At 32.1% G+C, this 17254-nt stretch carries 13 protein-coding genes and 3 pseudogenes; 11 read left to right on the top strand and 5 right to left on the bottom strand.

Translation table 11 applies throughout. The annotated features are described in order from the left end of the window. Positions 1-134 precede the first annotated feature (134 nt). The 4 genes and pseudogenes from NLX65_RS03465 to NLX65_RS03450 form a co-directional block, all read right to left on the bottom strand. Entirely contained in the window at positions 135-569 is a 435-nt protein-coding gene (locus NLX65_RS03465) for an IS3 family transposase (RefSeq protein ID WP_260537203.1), read from the bottom strand. Between the two features lie 585 nt (positions 570-1154). Beyond that, positions 1155-1446, bottom strand: a pseudogene (locus NLX65_RS03460) (transposase); the annotation flags it as partial. A gap of 76 nt (positions 1447-1522) precedes the next feature. After that, on the bottom strand, positions 1523-2761 hold the full coding sequence (gene ltrA / locus NLX65_RS03455) for a group II intron reverse transcriptase/maturase (protein WP_260537201.1): 1239 nt from the start codon (positions 2759-2761) through the stop codon (positions 1523-1525). A 524-nt stretch (positions 2762-3285) separates the two neighbouring features. Then, positions 3286-3870 (bottom strand): annotated as a pseudogene (locus NLX65_RS03450) (IS982 family transposase); the annotation flags it as partial. Between the two features lie 417 nt (positions 3871-4287). Between NLX65_RS03450 and NLX65_RS03445 the strand changes: the two are divergent. The 3 genes from NLX65_RS03445 (at position 4288) to NLX65_RS03435 (ending at position 7289) form a co-directional block, all read left to right on the top strand. After that, positions 4288-4857 carry a hypothetical protein gene (locus tag NLX65_RS03445; protein WP_260537199.1) on the top strand — a complete coding sequence of 190 codons (570 nt, stop codon included), beginning with the start codon at positions 4288-4290 and terminating at the stop codon, positions 4855-4857. 670 nt (positions 4858-5527) lie between these two features. Continuing rightward, positions 5528-6256, top strand: a complete 729-nt coding sequence (locus tag NLX65_RS03440) for an SMI1/KNR4 family protein (protein WP_260537197.1) — start codon at positions 5528-5530, stop codon at positions 6254-6256. 82 nt (positions 6257-6338) lie between these two features. Further along, the gene (locus tag NLX65_RS03435; protein WP_260537195.1) at positions 6339-7289 is read left to right on the top strand and encodes a hypothetical protein; all 951 of its coding nucleotides are present in this window, start codon (positions 6339-6341) and stop codon (positions 7287-7289) included. Positions 7290-7611: 322 nt separating this feature from the next. On the opposite strand, the pseudogene NLX65_RS03430 reads toward NLX65_RS03435, so the two are convergent. Further along, positions 7612-8234 (bottom strand): annotated as a pseudogene (locus NLX65_RS03430) (recombinase family protein). Between the two features lie 274 nt (positions 8235-8508). On the opposite strand from NLX65_RS03430, the gene NLX65_RS03425 reads away from it, so the two are divergent. The 8 genes from NLX65_RS03425 to NLX65_RS03390 all read left to right on the top strand — a co-directional run bounded on the left by NLX65_RS03425 (position 8509) and on the right by NLX65_RS03390 (position 17140). Beyond that, entirely contained in the window at positions 8509-8739 is a 231-nt protein-coding gene (locus NLX65_RS03425) for a hypothetical protein (RefSeq protein ID WP_260537193.1), read from the top strand. A gap of 69 nt (positions 8740-8808) precedes the next feature. Continuing rightward, on the top strand, positions 8809-9450 hold the full coding sequence (locus NLX65_RS03420) for a ParA family protein (RefSeq protein WP_260537191.1): 642 nt from the start codon (positions 8809-8811) through the stop codon (positions 9448-9450). 104 nt (positions 9451-9554) lie between these two features. Continuing rightward, the gene (locus NLX65_RS03415) at positions 9555-10214 is read left to right on the top strand and encodes a JAB domain-containing protein (protein WP_260537189.1); all 660 of its coding nucleotides are present in this window, start codon (positions 9555-9557) and stop codon (positions 10212-10214) included. A 48-nt stretch (positions 10215-10262) separates the two neighbouring features. Continuing rightward, complete coding sequence (locus NLX65_RS03410; protein ID WP_260537187.1) at positions 10263-10976, top strand: JAB domain-containing protein; 714 nt, start codon at positions 10263-10265, stop codon at positions 10974-10976. A gap of 38 nt (positions 10977-11014) precedes the next feature. After that, complete coding sequence (locus tag NLX65_RS03405; RefSeq protein ID WP_260537185.1) at positions 11015-11962, top strand: Rpn family recombination-promoting nuclease/putative transposase; 948 nt, start codon at positions 11015-11017, stop codon at positions 11960-11962. 113 nt (positions 11963-12075) lie between these two features. Beyond that, positions 12076-13266 carry an IS256 family transposase gene (locus NLX65_RS03400; protein ID WP_445083375.1) on the top strand — a complete coding sequence of 397 codons (1191 nt, stop codon included), beginning with the start codon at positions 12076-12078 and terminating at the stop codon, positions 13264-13266. Positions 13267-13459: 193 nt separating this feature from the next. Then, the gene (locus NLX65_RS03395) at positions 13460-14953 is read left to right on the top strand and encodes a sodium:solute symporter family protein (RefSeq protein ID WP_312025857.1); all 1494 of its coding nucleotides are present in this window, start codon (positions 13460-13462) and stop codon (positions 14951-14953) included. Positions 14954-15808: 855 nt separating this feature from the next. After that, a complete protein-coding gene (locus tag NLX65_RS03390; protein ID WP_260537181.1) occupies positions 15809-17140 on the top strand; it encodes an AAA family ATPase in 1332 nt (443 codons plus the stop codon). The last annotated feature ends 114 nt before the right edge of the window (positions 17141-17254 follow it).

The following is a 17254-nucleotide window of genomic DNA, read 5'->3' as shown; positions in this document are numbered from 1 at the left end:
GGGAGGATAGTAAAAAATTAGTCCTTGAAAAAAATAATCAAATTGCGTATCTTAAAAGAACACCTGACACATTAAACTTAACTGACAACTTTAGACACTAAATTTTTATTGCCTGTCAGATTAAATCCTAACTACTACAATTTATCCAACAAATAACTATATACCTTATGCTGACCATCTTTACAAGAAATGGCTGGTTTCTTACGTCGTGGATAAATAGCCGATATACCAAGTACACCAATATATTTAAGCACACGATCTCTACCTACATGAAACCCATCTTCTTGTAGTTGATTGTATATATAACGATAACCATATGCTGGATGTTCCCTGTAAATCAAATCTATTTTCTTTAAAACAGTTGAATTACAGTCGTTTAATTCCTTAGATTTGTAATATATAAAAGAGCGATTTATCGATAATAACGCACATTGTCTTGCCTTGGATAAGTGAGGAAGCTTGGATCTGACAAGACTTTTCTTACTTAGTAAATCCAAGCTCTTTAACTTTCCCACTGCCCAATCTCGCTCAACAGTAGCCTTCCCTAAGGCTTTGGCAAAGTTCATCATTTTGATGCTTAAGTGCGCTAATTTCTTCTTTATAAACGCTAACAACCTTTGATGGATCAAAGGCTATGGAGGCATTCTCTAAAAACTGACGTTTCCAATTTTGAAGAGTTTTACTAGTGACGCTATATTTGGACGATAGCTGGGCTATCGTTACATCTTCTTGTAGTAAGGCATTATTACTGAATAACCAGAATATGGTAAGTAATGCTATATTTTTTTTATATTGAATTGCATATTATTATATGTATTTCTTTTGATAACTATCTTGTTATATACGAACTTTAGTTTCCATCGAACTTATTCATTTTTAATATAAAAAAGTTTAGGAATGAACCTTCAGGATGGTATTTTATACCAATCATATTTCTGAACTTTTACAGCTATCTTAATAAGATAATCTTATAACACAAACGTACGAATCACGTTACTACAATACTTACCAAAAGCTATCTAAAACATCAAAAAAATGATTGCCATAGGTAAAAGCATCAGTCACATCAGTGCCAGCATCTCCTATGCACAAAAAGAAGAAAAAGGGATGTTGTTGGATAAAAACATTGTATCAACCTGAGTTCGGGATTATTTTTATTGTAGATCAGCCATATATATGTTAGCTATAGAAGGCTTTTTCTCTTTTAGCCCATAAGCTGTAATTCCACCTATTAGATTCATAAGAAAATTAGGTATGCTTCTATGTCTAGAATGTTCTATTTGACTAATGTTTTTAAGCTGATCTATAATGGTTTCAATTATGGGTCGTTTTCTAAGCAAGAGCTTATCCCAGTGGCATAAGTCTATTTTTCATATTTTTCCTGATATGTATAATTAACTCTATACTTTTTTCCATAAGTGTTTCAAACAATTCTTTGCTCAGGTGAGTCGGCCAAGGCATTGCATCCTTAGCCTCTCGCAGAACCGTACTTGAGCCTCTCAGCTCATACGGCTCCCATTATCTAAACCGTTAAGACATGCCCTAATTTCCAATGAACGAATAACCCCCGGTTTGCTATCGCTATCCTTGCCAAGTAGCTGCTTGCTTTGGTCTTATGTCTCTTGTATCTTTTATACTTTTGCATAACCCATCTACATAGATACTCGTTAAGATTTCTCCAAACCCACTTTAGTGCAGTTTTATAGAATTTCCCATAATACTGATACCATCCTCTGAGTACTGGATTGATATAATTTGCAATCTGATGTATATTCCACTCATTTCTTAGGGGTAATCTCCAACTCCTAATTTGTGCTTTCATATTCTTTATTGCTATTTTGCTTGCTCCAGCGCTAAAATTTAGATACTTTTCTCCTGCTCCGTTCTTAGATTGTCTAGGACAAAAGTCATAGCCTAAAAAAGTAAAGGATGTTTTGTTAAATTTCAATTGCCGTTTTGCATGTTTGCAGTAAACAATATGGCTTTTATCAGTATGTATTTCCAATCCTACTTCTTTGAATCTTGCCTTAAGCATACTAAGTATCTTTTCTGCTTGTAGTAGGCTTACGCAATGTAACAATCCATCATCAGCGTACCTGCAAAATGGAATACCAGATAGTGCTTTTACTGCCCATTTATCAAATGCGTAATGCAAAAATAAATTTGCTAAAATCGGACTTATAACTCCTCCTTGCGGAGTACCTTTCCCCCTTTTCTGTAATGCTCCTCCTGGCATTTCCATGGAAGCTTTAAGCCATCTTTCTACATATAGTAGTATCCAATCTGTAGAACAATGCTTTCTTAATGCTTTCATTAACAGATCGTGATCTATATTGTCAAATAGTCCTTTTATGTCAAACTCAACAACCCAAGGATATTGCCAACATCTTTGCCTTGTTACTGCTATAGCTTCATGTGCACTTTTACCTGGCCTATATCCATAAGAATCTTTATGAAAGACCTTCTCTAAAGCAGGTTCTAGTACACTTTTCACTACAGTTTGCGCAATTCTATCACTCACAGTGGGCACCCCTAATGTTCTAGTGCCTGAACTTTTCTTTGGAATTAAAACAGCTTTAACAGGCGGTGGGAAGTAACTACCTGAAGCCATTCTATTCCAAATCTTGTACAGATTGTCCTTCAGATTAAGCTCAAACTGATCAATTGACTCTTGATCAATTCCTGCTGACCCTCCGTTGGATTTAACCTGTTTATATGCTGCCCATACCAACTCTTTAGAAATGGAAAATGGTTTTGTCATATCTATATACTCCTCCTATTTTTTTTTTTAGTTGATATACATACACGACGTAGATAACGTAGCCCCTTTGCTCCACAACCATTACAGTTGCTTCATCACTACTACGAGCTACTCCGCCCCTTGATTGTGCTTCGATACTTTCGGCCTTGTAAGATTTATTACTTGAGCCTTTTCTCTTTACATCACAAACGAAGGTTCCTGCAGTTCAATACTTAAGCCTAGATGAGAGTCACGCCTCCTTTATGCCGGATGCCGCTTGGACAGTAATCAGGTCCCTTCCAAACTTATCCCAGAGTTGGTACCTAACCTGGTTTTGACATCACTTGGACCTATCGACACATGTACGGTGGTTCACTTGTGTTCGTCTCTCTTATCCTTACGTGATACATCTCGTGTATCTTTTCTGTAACGCTCACTACCATAGCTTTTGACTATAGCAGCTTACAGTCGTTTGCAACCAGTGCCTGAACACAGATTGCGGAGGACCTACCTCCATCTTAAGTACTGCTTGGCTGCAGCACACAGTAGCCTTTATCGGCAAATATTTTACCCATTAAGTTTTTGCATAAATTTTCTACAGGGAACCTATCATGCACCTTACCTGTAGTCAGACTAAAATTTATAATTTCGCCTATTTCACTGATAATCAAATGTAATTTGAATCCAAAAAACCAACCCGTTGTGGTTTTACCTTTGGTAGCAACTGATCTAAAGACCTTATTAGAACATGCTCTTTTTATGTTACAAACATTGATGGCTGTTGAGTCTATAAAGTAACAACCTGTTTGTGTTTTAGCAAGACTCTTTGTAAAAAAGAAGAGGGGAATTAGGGCTCTTTTTACTAGTTGTATAAACCTATTATAGCTTACTAATCCTCCAAAGTCCTTAGAATGAAACTGCTGTAAATGAATGTAATAAGACTTAAAATTTCTAAAACCGCACGCATGAAATGCAATGATAATAGTCATTATTTCACTCAAGCTTAAAGAGCATGTTCTGGTGGGTTTTTTATTCGATGTAGTTAACAAATACTTTTTCATATAAGGTATAAATTTTTTTAAAAATTCATCTACAGCGTAATATATTTCAACTAATTTTTCTACATTCATAATTGGCTCCTTTGTTAAAGTTAATTTGGTTACATGTTTTATTTCTTTTATTTCTAAATTTAAAATACAAAGGAGCTTGTTTAAGCGATAAACTGTAAATAATATTACTGTTGGTTAGCAGATTTAAAAAAATAATTTAATCCCGAATTGGCGTTCCTAATATTTTAGGAAAATTCTATACTGGGTAAAGGTAAAAAACAGGCAAAATCTGTTGTAAGCAGTCCTGTTGGTTTCTCTAATGTTGTAAAAACAGTTAATATTAGACGTATTAGAGTAGATAGTTACTTAAGTAGTCGTCCCTGAAGTATTATTTATTCATTTGTTAATCAAAATAAAAAACATTAAAAACCTGTTAAATTTGTATTAAGAAATAACCACTTTTTGAGTTGTTTTGTATAGAAACCCTGAAAAATAGGGATGAAATATAAGAAGATATATAATATTTGTACTAACCGTTGGATACAGATTTATTTGCATGATTTACAAATATTTAAGCGCCTTAATGGTAAATCTAGATTTTTTTCTAAAGATTTCTTAGATTTTTTGGATGATTGCTTTTCGACTTATGAAAGTAAGACTGACGAAGAAGATTATGAGGTAATTATACACGAAAAGGTAGATAGGTTCTTGAAAACAGAAAAATTTAATCGAGGATCTTCTATAGATAATGATGAAATAAGTTCTGTACTAGAAAACTTAGGTAGAGATGTAGATATGTTTAACATAGATTCATTAAATGAGTATAAGGTATTTTTAAGTGAATATGGATCTATATATGGTGAAGGCTTTGAGATATGTGGACCCACTACAGATAGTGTGGATAAAGTTAATCAGATAGTATCAATGCAACGTTCATTTCATAGTTTTGTTGACCTACCAAGAATAAACGAAAAAACTTGTTGGTTAATAGCCAAAAATGGAACTAAGCAGTATTATATCGATTTGTCAACAGGTATAAATTCAGGTTGTGTATATATAATGATATAGGTGATCATGGTAAGCCTTATACTAAACTTTTTGCTAAAAGTTTCTCAAAGTTTTTGGATAGATTTTTTTAGAAATATGAAAAGCGTATGGAAGTGTTTCATTAACCATAGGCGTCAAGTTAACGATATAGCAGTATAAGGATTACGGTATAACAGTTTTATTTTCCTACTTTGAGAGAAAGACAACGCACCTATAGTGTGTCGTTTCAACATATTTAACCTGTAAAGATGCATTATTATAAGAAAACAAACTATTTGTAAGAACTGCGAGTAATGTTACTAATCAACTGATCAAGGATTATATTGATGGACATGAATCAATGGAAGATAAACTTGGAGACTTTTAAGTTGAAAACTAGCCTTGGCTAAGGCATTAATGCCGTAATATTAAGCCCTGTATTTGTAATGCAGGGTCTGTTAACTTTTCTGCTTTTTTATTAGCCTTTAGTAGGACTAATAGAATACATATAGTCAAATTATAGTGGTATTATCCAAATTATTTTGTACATTTATTGTTGAGTTTTGGTTGTATCAGATTTTGATGATTAAGTATAGAGTTAAATTAAACTAAATGGTTTTATTTTAGTCAGCTAAGATTTAGTATAGTATAATTATATTATAACACATTTTTTCTATGCGTATCTATTTTTTAACATAAAGTTTATATAGTTATGAATGCAAAATTATTTTTCACCTTAAGTTTGTTCGGTTACATGGGAATAAATGCTTGCAACGGGACGAACATAAATGGAATGGATAAAAAACCTATAGGACAAAGCTCAGAAATAAAAGCTGGGTCCAGTCATAGTAGTGGAAGCAGTACTGCATCGAGTGAAGAAAAAAATGGTAAAACAATACGGTTAGAAGCTATAGATCAGCTTAATAACATGGTTAAAAAAGAGTTAGGCTATGAATTTCCTAAAGGATATAAGGATTTTTTACTTGAATATGATCCAAATAGATTAAAAGATGAAGGTCTAGAGCCAGGTGGACCATTGTGTGTTTTTTCTTTTGAAACTCCTGAAAATAAACAAAATATACAAGCTATAGTATGCCGTGAAATGAGAAGGTATAGAAGTAAGGCCCATTCTTTTCCGCGTAATCAAGATGCAACAAGTAAAGTAAATATACCTTTGTGTATAGCTGTTCATTCCGAAGCTCATAACTATAAGGATGGTGATGAGGATGAGGCTATGGTATATTATTATATAGATCTTAACCCTACTGAACATAAAGATAGACCTTTAAAAGTTTATAGTGTACTTCGTGATAATAAGGTAGAATCAATTCGTGAGGATAATATGATTGATTTTCTCAAATATTGTCAGAAGGTAGCTAAAGGAATAAAAAAGTCTATAGAAGATATCGAGAAAAAAAGAAAAAATAAAAGGTCTACTTGAAAATAATATAAGTTAGTCACATGATTGGTCGTTTTTCTTGTTCTTTGATATGTATCAAGTTAGCTATATTTAAATTTAAAAAATGTTTTTACTAAAATTAAAAGCTGATAATAAATTGAATCGGTTTTACTTCCTGTTTTCTCTACTGTTACTTTTTAGTTGTTGTTCTGGAACAAAAGGTACTTTTGGATTTGATGTGCTCAATCCAAATATATCAAAAATGAAAAAAAGTATAAAGAATATCGATGTGCAACATTCTACTTCAGTAGAATCTTATTGGGATAAAACTTTAGAAAAAGGATTTTTATCCGATAAAAAAACTTTTGATCCCAATAAAAATAACGAATTAGAATTGGGATTAGGATATATATTTTTTAATACCCTAAGGGCTAAATTGAGTAATGAGAAAAATGTGAATCATGCAAATCCACAGATTTGGAATAATAAAATAAAAAATGCAAAAGGTTTTAAGTGTCCTAAACCATGGAAATATAAAGTTATAGAAACTAATAACGATCCATGTGGAATCTTTTATTTAGACTGTGTACAGATGGGTGAGTATTTTTATGATGACAAATCAATTCCTTTTAGAAATTTTGATAAAATATATAATGAAGGTAAAAATAATGGTAAAGCTCCTTACATGAAAGTTTATTATGCTGATAATAATCAAGAAACGTCTGATGATTTTATTCTAAACATTGATCATTTACTAAGAGATAATTCCTATTTGATAGAACTTCCTAAAATTTTACATAATTTAAAAACAGATTATTTAGATACTTTTATTCCTGGTCCTTCACAAACTGGTAGAAGCATGTCCGCTAGTACTTATTGGAGAAACAGAGAAGATTATCTTGACGTAAGAAGTTCATATATACGTGATAATAATTTTGATATCAATCCGTGTATGTGTCGTGCTAGTTTTCAACTAACAGGAAATATAATTAATGATCATATACACAATAATCCTTGGGGAAAAGATTGGACTGCTAAGATGATGAGAGACAATGTCGTACTGTCACGTAGGTAAATACAGATTTGTCTAATTTTGGTTATAAACTCCTTGTTAACCAATATCTTCAAAATAACAATGAATGTCTTTTTATATTATCATTTTTTATACAATCACTGAGTCTTTCGTTTTAATTGTGTAAATATATTTTAGATTTTATATTTCTGTATATAATACCACTTAAAACTTAGAACAATGAAAAAAAAAGATATCGGGGTCATTTAACTAAAAGCCCGGTTTGTCTAATTTTGGTTATAAACTAATTGTTAATCAATCCATTTATAATAGAAATAGTTTTCTTTTTCCCTGAACAATTTTTCTATAATACTTTGATTATGAATTATTTTAATTTCTTGTCAACTAATTTTCGTTTTTTGATGTAGGTATTTAGTGAAATATGATTTTTATAATTGAAGAATTTAGCTATTTTTCTAACGGAAAGGCCTAAACCAAGCAGTTCGATAATTTTCTCTTGATCCACATCAAACTTACTTTTTTGCAGTGTTCCTTTAGGTTTGCCAAGTTTAATCCCCTTTGCTTTTTTTGAGGCTAGTGCTTCCTTAGTTCTTAAACTGATAAAATCTCGTTCAAGTTCCCCAAACAATGAAAATAAGGTAACAATCACTTTTGAATTAAGATCATGACGATTAAAATTTAGGTGCTGCTTTATAATGATAATTCGTACTTGCCGGTCAATTAAGGTATTAACCAGATCAACCACTTCAGCTGTACTTCTTCCTAATCGACTAGTTCGGTGACGACTAATGTATCCTGAGGAGATAATTTTTTTGTCAACTCATCAATTCGTCTTTGTTTGCTATTTTTAGTTGCTGATATCTTCACTTCAATATATTCATCAATCCTCAGATCATTCTTCCTTGCATATTCCAGTATTTCATACTTTTGGTGCGTCACATCTTGTTTATCTGTTGAAGCACGCAAATAAGCTAAAATTTTAGACATGTTATCTTTTAACTTAAATTATAGTATATAACTTAATATTTTGTATTTATTATATATGGTATAAAATATAAACAAAATGTTAAATATTTAACGCTCGTTAAATCCTAACTAGGAAAATAAGCCTATTTATAAATTTTAATGTAAAAGGATTTTTATTACATCATATATTCATCATACGTTGAATACATATAATTAATTTCGTATATTAGTTAAATAACTATTTAGTTAATTACTTAATTTAAATATTATTATTTCTAATAGAAAACTAATGCATATGGCTATAAAAGTTAAAAAAGCTCAATCTGGTTTAGGTATCGCACCTAAAATGTATGAAAGTAAGATTACTAACTTAACTAAGTATCCTTCTGATCAGTTGGTTACTATGAACTTTAAAGTAACTGCGGAGTTAAGAAGAGCATATAAAAAATATGCACTAGAAAAAGATAAATCTATGGTAGACATATTAAAAGAATCTTTTGATTTATACCGTGAAAAAAACTTATAAATATAACTAAATAATCAATTAGTTAATTAACTAATTAATGAAATAAGTCTTTAACTATATGTAGCATATATGTCAGTTTTAATTGGTGTAGTTTCTCAAAAAGGTGGTGTAGGGAAAAGCATGGTAAGCAGATTGCTTGCAACGGAATATGCACGTGTTGATTGGAATGTTCTTATAGCTGATATGGATAGTTCTCAAAGTACATCTTACGAATGGAATTTGCGCAGAGAAAAAAATAAAATCAATCCATCTATTCATGTAGAACGTTTTACAGATGTTGAAGATGCTATACAAGTTCACGAATCATATGATCTTGTTATTTTTGATGGCGCACCACATGCAAGTAGAATGACAAAAAATATTGCCAATATTGTGCACTTATTACTTTTACCAACAGGGAACTCTATAGATGATCTAAATCCTCAAATTAGACTAGCGCATGAATTGGTAAACGGTGGAATAGATAAAGACAAATTGGCATTTGTTTTATCTCGTGTTGGTAATAGTCATACAGAGTTAAATGAAGTATTGGATTACTTGCATCAAACAGGCTATATGATACTTTCTGGTCATGTTTTAGAAAAAACAACTTTTAGACAAGCGGTAAGAGATGGTAGGTCGATTACAGAAACACGTTATATTGGATTAACGAGCAAATGTGAACAAGTGGTTCAATCTGTAGTAGACAGAATTAACTATTTAACTAAATAAATTAATAGTTATTTAACTATGCAGTTAAATAACTAAAATAAAGTTTGAAAAACTTAGCTGGATTATATCTCAGATTAGCATGCTTATTTGAATTCTTTACACTTATGTCAGTTATAACTAAGAAAGGAACAGTTACCTATCCTGTAGATGCTTATGATCTTTTTGGATTGATGTCTACCTTGTTAGATCAACCAGACAAACCAGATCTAAGTCGAAAAAACTTATGGGTAGTTGCTTTAGATAAAGGAGCAAGTCTTTTAAACCTTGAACTTTGCGGTATGGGTAATTATTCTGCAGTAGTTCATGCACCAGCAGATATACTGAGCATACCTCTACAAAAGAAAGCTTTTGGTATTGTTCTGGTTCATAACGACCCAACAGGGGATTTAGCGCCCTCTGAAGAAGATATAGACGTTACCGATCGTCTTCATCAAGCAGCAGCGATAGTTGGTATTAAGCTACTCGATCATCTCATCATTACAGAAAGTAGTTTTTATGATTTTAAGAACAATGGCTTAATGGATCAGATATACAAAAGTAATAAATATCTACCCAGTCACAAGATGGAACAAAGATTCAAAAAAGAGATCAGTGATATGGCTAAAAAAATAGATTCTATTCAAGAAACTGCGCAACAAGAAGGAATCAATATCGGTAAGCTAGAGATTGCCAAATCTATGCTTAGAAAAGGGTATGCTCTAGACAAAGTAGCCCAAATAACAAGCTTATCTATAGATCAACTCAAAACACTTGTACAACTATAACTTCTTATTAGTGACCAACTTCATTCTTGAATTTATATCCTAACGATTATGATCATCCGCATACGTAACCAAGATAAGATTGCTATTCATAACTCTTATGAGGCGCATAGGGTTATGCAGCATATCATAACGCGTGATAAGGACATCAATCTTACCAAAGAACATTTCTGGACTATTGCACTAGACATAAAGAAAATAATCGTCAATATAGAGCTCTTGGGTATCGGCACCTCCTATAGAGTCTTGGTTCCTCTCAAGGATATTTTTTATATACCTTATCAAAAACAAGCCGCTACGCTTATCCTTATTCACAACCATCCTAGTGGCCGTTTAGGTGCCTCACAAGCAGATCTAGATCTGACAGACAATGTGATGCGTATAGGGGAGATAATGGGCATACAAGTGATCGACCATTTGATCCTAGGAGGCTATAGAGGTAAAACCAATTGTTATTATAGCTTTAAGGATCAGCATATAATGGAAGGATTACAATTGAGTACAAAATATTTACTCAAACCTGAGGCAGAAGCACTCCTAATGGAGCATATTACTCAACTTCACAATATAATAGACCTCCAAAAAGAAAATAATAACTTAATTTTTAAACAGGGCGAAAAGATAGGCATTAAAATAGGAGAGGAGCAAGGAAAAATAAAAGGCAAATTGGAAATAGTTAAAGTTATGTTAGATCAAGGATTTTCTATAGAAAATATCATGCGTTACACAGGTTTATCTGAATCTGATATTCAACAGGTTCATTAATTTTCAATCTTATTTATTTATTGTAACATATTGATCAAATGATTAAGAAAAAGAACGGAGAAAAGGATAAGAATAAAGGAGTGGATAAGCCTCATGATACCGTATTTAAAAATACGTTTTGTAATAAAGAAGCCATGCTAGATTTTCTAGCGGTTAATCTACCATCAGAACTATTTAGTACTATAGATCAAGAAAATTTAGAATTAACCAATAAAAGCTATGTGGATCCAGTTGGTAGGAGAGGAGAATCTGATTTAGTATTCAAAACGAATATAAATGGAAAAGAAGGATACCTGTACATGATTTGTGAGCATCAATCTACTGAAGATCCGTATATGCCACTGAGGTTTCTAGAATACAACATTCGACTTATACGCCAGCATTTAAAAGAGAAAGGCAATGTGCCTCTTCCAATCATATTAAATGTTTGCATTTATAGTGGCAATAAGTCCTATAAAGGTTCCAATAGTTTATTATCGATGTTTTCAGATCCTGAACTAGCTAAATCGTGTATGTTTGACAAATTTCATTTAGTTGATTTATACAGTATACCAGAAAATGAGTTACTTAGGTACAACAAAGCTGCTTTCGCCTTTATGGTACTCAAACAAGGTATTCATCGTTCGTTTAATCAATGGTTTGCTGATCGCATTGATCTAATTGTTGATCTTTTAGAAAAAGACTATATTAGTTATGCTGATCAATTTTTTTTGTATATGTTACAGGTTGATGATGATTCAAATTTACTAGAAACTATAAAAAAATCTAACCCTAAATTAAAGAAAATTGCCATGTCAGTAGCGGAAAGACTAGAACAAGAAGGAGAGAAAAAAGGAATCAAAAAAGGTATCCAAATAGGGGAAGAAAAAGGAAAGCTAGAGAGAAATATAGAAATCGCTAAAGCTATGCTTGAAAATCACTACCCTGTAGAAGATATTATCCTTCTTACCGGTCTATCTTCCTCTCAGATTCATGAACTTACCTAGACCTTTTCTGGGGTCTTTAGTTTTAAGTGTGTAAATATTTTTGAGGTTGTATATTTATATAAACTAAAACACTTAAAACGACAATGAAAAGAAAAGATTTACCCAAAGACGGGATGAGCAAAGCCATAGACGTATTGCTAGACTCAGGTGTAGACCTATCGACCCTTTTTGATCAAGGTGGCTTACTTAAAGAATTAAGCAAACGTCTTGTAGAAAAAGCGTTATCATCAGAAATGGATAACCATTTAGGTTATAACAAGTATGCTCGTAGTAATTTAGAAAATGCTCGTAATGGCCTATCTAGTAAGCAAGTTATCACTGATAATGGGGTTATATCGGTTGATGTCCCCAGAGATAGAACAGCCACTTTTGAGCCTGTTTTATTACCTAAACGTACGAAAAGAATACCTGGTTTAGATGATAAGATTTTGTCTCTATATGCTAAAGGCATGAGCCTATCTGATATTCAAATTCAAATACAAGAGTTATATGGCGCAGAAGTTAGTGAAAGCCTTATAAGTAACATCACAGATGCTGTTATTGAAGATGTTAAAATATGGCAAAATCGTCCTTTAGAATCAGTTTATCCTATCGTTTTTTTTGACTGTTTTGTAGTTAAAGTTAGACAAGACAAGCGCATCATCAATAAGGCGGTCTATGTTGCTTTAGGTATAGATAGGTCTGGTATAAAGGATGTTTTAGGTCTGTGGATGAGTAAAAATGAAGGAGCTAAGTTTTGGTTAGGGAATTTAACAGAGCTTAAAAATAGGGGTATGCAGGATATGCTTATTGCCTGTACAGATAATTTGCCAGGTATGTCTCAGGCGATTGCTGGTGTATACCCCAAAACCGATCATCAGCTCTGCATTGTTCATGCAATTAGGAATAGCGTGCAGTACGTTTCTTATAAACATAGAAAGGCATTAGTGGCTGATTTAAAACCAATTTATACAGCAGTTAATGAAGAAGAAGCAGGCATGGCCTTAGAACATTTTGCTGCTAAATGGGATAAACAATACCCACAAATAGCTAAATATTGGTATGCTAACTGGGATAATATAGTGGTATTTTTACAGTACCCTAACGCTATACGTAAAGTCATTTACACAACAAATATTGTCGAATCTGTAAATAGTCAATTCCGTAGAGTTACTAAAAATAAAAGAGTGTTTCCTAATGATATAGCCGTTTTTAAAACATTGTATCTAACTATTAATTATATGACCAGAAAATGGAAGAATGCTGTTCATAACTGGACTGAGGCTATGGCACATTTTTTAATTAAATTTGAAAATAGAATCTAATAACAGAAAAAATAATTTACATACTTAAATGGACAGAGCCGATCTTAGATAGACACCCTTTTTTCCGATAGATTAAAATAGACGTGGAAATAAACAAGGAATGTAACACATTTTAATGAACATCTCCAAGAATTTAAGTATTTACACGATCTAATAGAAGGACCATAGTTATCAGATTATAATATTATTAATAATGCTATATAATACCCAAATTATAATGATATCTGCCTTTTTAGTATTGACCCTAATGTTAGGTCTTTATGCTAAAAGAAGGGAACCTACATATCTAGAATATGCTGTGGGAAATAAACGATTTTCTACACTAATATTGATGGTTACGACCTTAGCTACTGTTTATGAAGGATCAGTACTAATGTTTTATATACCAGATATTCATAATTTCCCTTTAAAGAATATAGTATTTGGCTTGCTTTCTCCATTTTTTTATTTGGTAATAAGTATGATATATGTACGTATAATTCCATTTAGGCAACATATTTCTTTAGCAGAAACAATAGGTTATGTATATGGAAAATACCCAAGAATCATTACTGCTTTACTAAGTATTTTTTATTCTATTTGCATTATTACTATACAAATTCTTGCAATGTCTTTAGTTATAAGTATGTGTGTAGATTCGATTGACAATCGTATTATAGGATCATTGGCAACCTTGATACTTATTGCCTATACTACTTTTGGAGGTATCCGTGGAGTAGTTTCTACTGACGTACTCCAATTTATAACCTTTACCATTATTATATGCCTAATAGCTAGGCTTATGTTTGACAAAACAGGTAAGTCATTATTAGAGATAATACTTTTTTTAAAAAAACAAGAAAAATTTCAATTTAGCAACCCAGAACGTAACTTAGCAATGTTAAATTGGGTAGTTTATAGTATATGTATGTTAATTCCTATGCATAAGCCTGCAGTCATGCATAGGCTATATATAACTTCTAGTCCGATTAAAATCAAAAAATCTTTTTGGTATACCTTCCTACTTAGTCTTCTTATGGAACTTGTAATATTATCTATTGCTATATTTGTTTTCGTAATGGATCCATCACTATCTAATACAGAAATTTGGCCATATATACTATCTCATATTCCATCTGCTTTTAAAGGATGTATCGCCATTTGTGTATTAGGTATGTCTATGTCTACAGTGGACTCTGCTTTACATATCTGCTCTGTTATGATTAGCCATGATATACTAGAAAGTATTCGTGGTGTCAAGTCAGTTACCTGTATCTATAAGATCCGACTAGCTAAATTAACTTCACTAATTACAGGCTTATTGGCCATGACGCTAGCCATATGGTATAATGATGTAATGAAAATACTTTTTACTATTTACTCTTATGGGTATACGCTGTTTTTTTCTACAATATCTGCTCCATTTATATTAGCTATATTTGGATTTCGAGGAACTTCCCGTACTGCTTTAATAGGAATGACTACAGGTGTAACAACCATGTTGATTTGTATGAAATTAGATCAATACATACCAGCAATATTTCCACATATTTTTGGGATAGTTACCAATGGATTAGCGATGATTATTGCACACTATCTTCTACCACAACCAGCTGGTAAAGGGTGGATTGGGAGAACTTATCAACAAAAAAGAATGAACCAACTCATACTGGCATTTAAAAAATATAGACAATCTATAGATCAATGATAATAGAGACCCACTTTCGAAAGTGGGGTTTTTAATAAGGTTATTGGCGCAGCTAAAGTGGTTACGGTAGTCTACTAAATACAATGGACTGAATTCTTCGGACATTTTTTGAGCCTGTAAATCCTTTTGTGTAAATGCTTTTTTTAGGAGAATCTGCCTTCAAATTCGATATCAAATCGATTCATAGCCGCTCTCCAATCATGTAAATCGATATTCCACTTTTGTGATGCCTTCTGTATGGCTAAATATACTACTTTTAATGCAGATTGGGGTCATTTGACTAAAAGCCCGGTTTGTCTGATTTTGGTTATAAACTAATTGTTAATCAATCCATTTATAATAGAAATAGCTTTTCTTTTCCCTGAACAATTTTTCTATAATCATTTGATTATGAATTATTTTATATAAATTAATTTTCGTTTTTTAATGTATGTGTTTAGGAAGATATGATTTTTATAATTGAAGAATTTAGCTATTTTTCTAACGGATAGACCTAAATTTAGCAATTCGATAATTTTCGCTCTATCCACATCAAACTGACTTTTTTGGAGTGATCCCTTAGGTTTACCGAGTTTAATTCCTTTTGCTTTTTTTGAGGCTAATGCTTCCTTCGTTCTTAAACTGATAAAATCTCGTTCAAGTTCCCCAAATAATGAAAATAAGGTAACAATAACTTTTGAATTCAGGTCATGACGATTAAAAATGAATATACTCTTGGTAAGTTTTTTCCCATTTTATTGGTTTATATGCCATTGAAAAACGAATCAAAACAAAAGAATTCTAAGTTAATTAAAGTTTAAAAGTAAGATCAACGCAATCAGAAATTAAAATAAAAAAGTTTAACAAGATAAAATTATGCGTAAGATAGATGCACTACCTATTGGCTATTCAGATGTTCAATCTGTGATTGAAACAGGCTACTACGTAGATAAAACACGATATGCACAAGAGTTAATAGAAAATAGAAATCCTATATTTATAGCCCGGCCTAGGAGGTTTGGCAAGTCTTTGTTTATCGATACATTGGATACGATATGTAGAGGAGAAAAAGAAGTGTTTAAAGGCTACCACATAGGTAATCCAGAAAGCGGATATGAGTGGAAAAAACATCCTATAATAAAAATAGATTTTTCAGGCATAAACCATAATCCGAACTGCTTGGAAAACAGTTTAAAAGATGAGTTAACCAGAATAGCTTTCTCATATAGTGTAACTATTCAAACGAAAGATATACAAAGTGGATTAAAAGATTTAGTGGAAGCACTTTCCAAGCTCAATAACGGTTACGAATCTAATGTCGTAGTCCTTATAGATGAGTATGATGCCCCAATGGTTAATTTAACAAAAGGTTCGGACTTAGAACAAGCCAATATTAAGGTTATGAAAGACTTCTTTATGACTTTAAAATCACTCAATAAACGTTTTAAGTTCACTTTTATTACTGGCGTAAGCAAATTCAGTTTATCGGACGTATTTTCAGGGGCTAATCATTTAAAAGATATTAGCATTGATGCTTCTGCTGGTACTATGTTTGGTTATACGCAGCAAGAAATCTTAACCATATTCGCAAAAAGATTGGAAGATATTGCTAAAAAATGTGGTACAAAAGAAGATAAAAAAATATCTACATCAGAAGTAATGAGGCGTATGGCTACTTATTACAATGGATATAAGTTTTATGAAGATGGAGCGAGTGTCTATAACCCTTGGTCTACGCTAATATTTTTAGACTCTGGTAAACTAGAAGACTACTGGTATGAATCAGGTAGTCCAACTATGCTTATAAACCAAATGTTAGCAGATCCTGATAGATTTGAACTAGATGCATTACCGATTGATGCTTATAGATATGAGTTAATGTATACCGGTAGTAGAAATGAAATTAGTTTGAAAGCATTGATGTTTCAAACTGGATATTTAACGATAGATGGTTATGAACCATCTACAGGGGTTTATAAGCTTAAGTTTCCTAATCAAGAGGTAGAAAAGGCCTTTACGCAAACAATTAAAGATGCCTTAGAACGGCGTGTTAAAGACTATTTTATATCAACCCAGGACCAAATAAAAAGCACTTTACAAGCCAAAGATATTGAGTCCTTTATTATCGCTATTAACATAGCCTTTTCCAGTGTCCCTTACTACATAACCAGTAAAACAGAAAAAGATTATCATAGTATACTGGACTGATTTATTCGGACAATTTTTTCTTACTTTTCTTTTCTATTTTTTCCCGTTTGCTAGCTTACCATTTTTAAATGGTTAAGATAAACGTTCATAGGTTTTTGATAGTTAATACTAGAA

It is taken from the genome of Candidatus Cardinium sp. TP (assembly GCF_025215055.1).
GTDB lineage: Bacteria > Bacteroidota > Bacteroidia > Cytophagales > Amoebophilaceae > Cardinium.
This window is presented reverse-complemented; position numbering and strand designations above follow the sequence as displayed.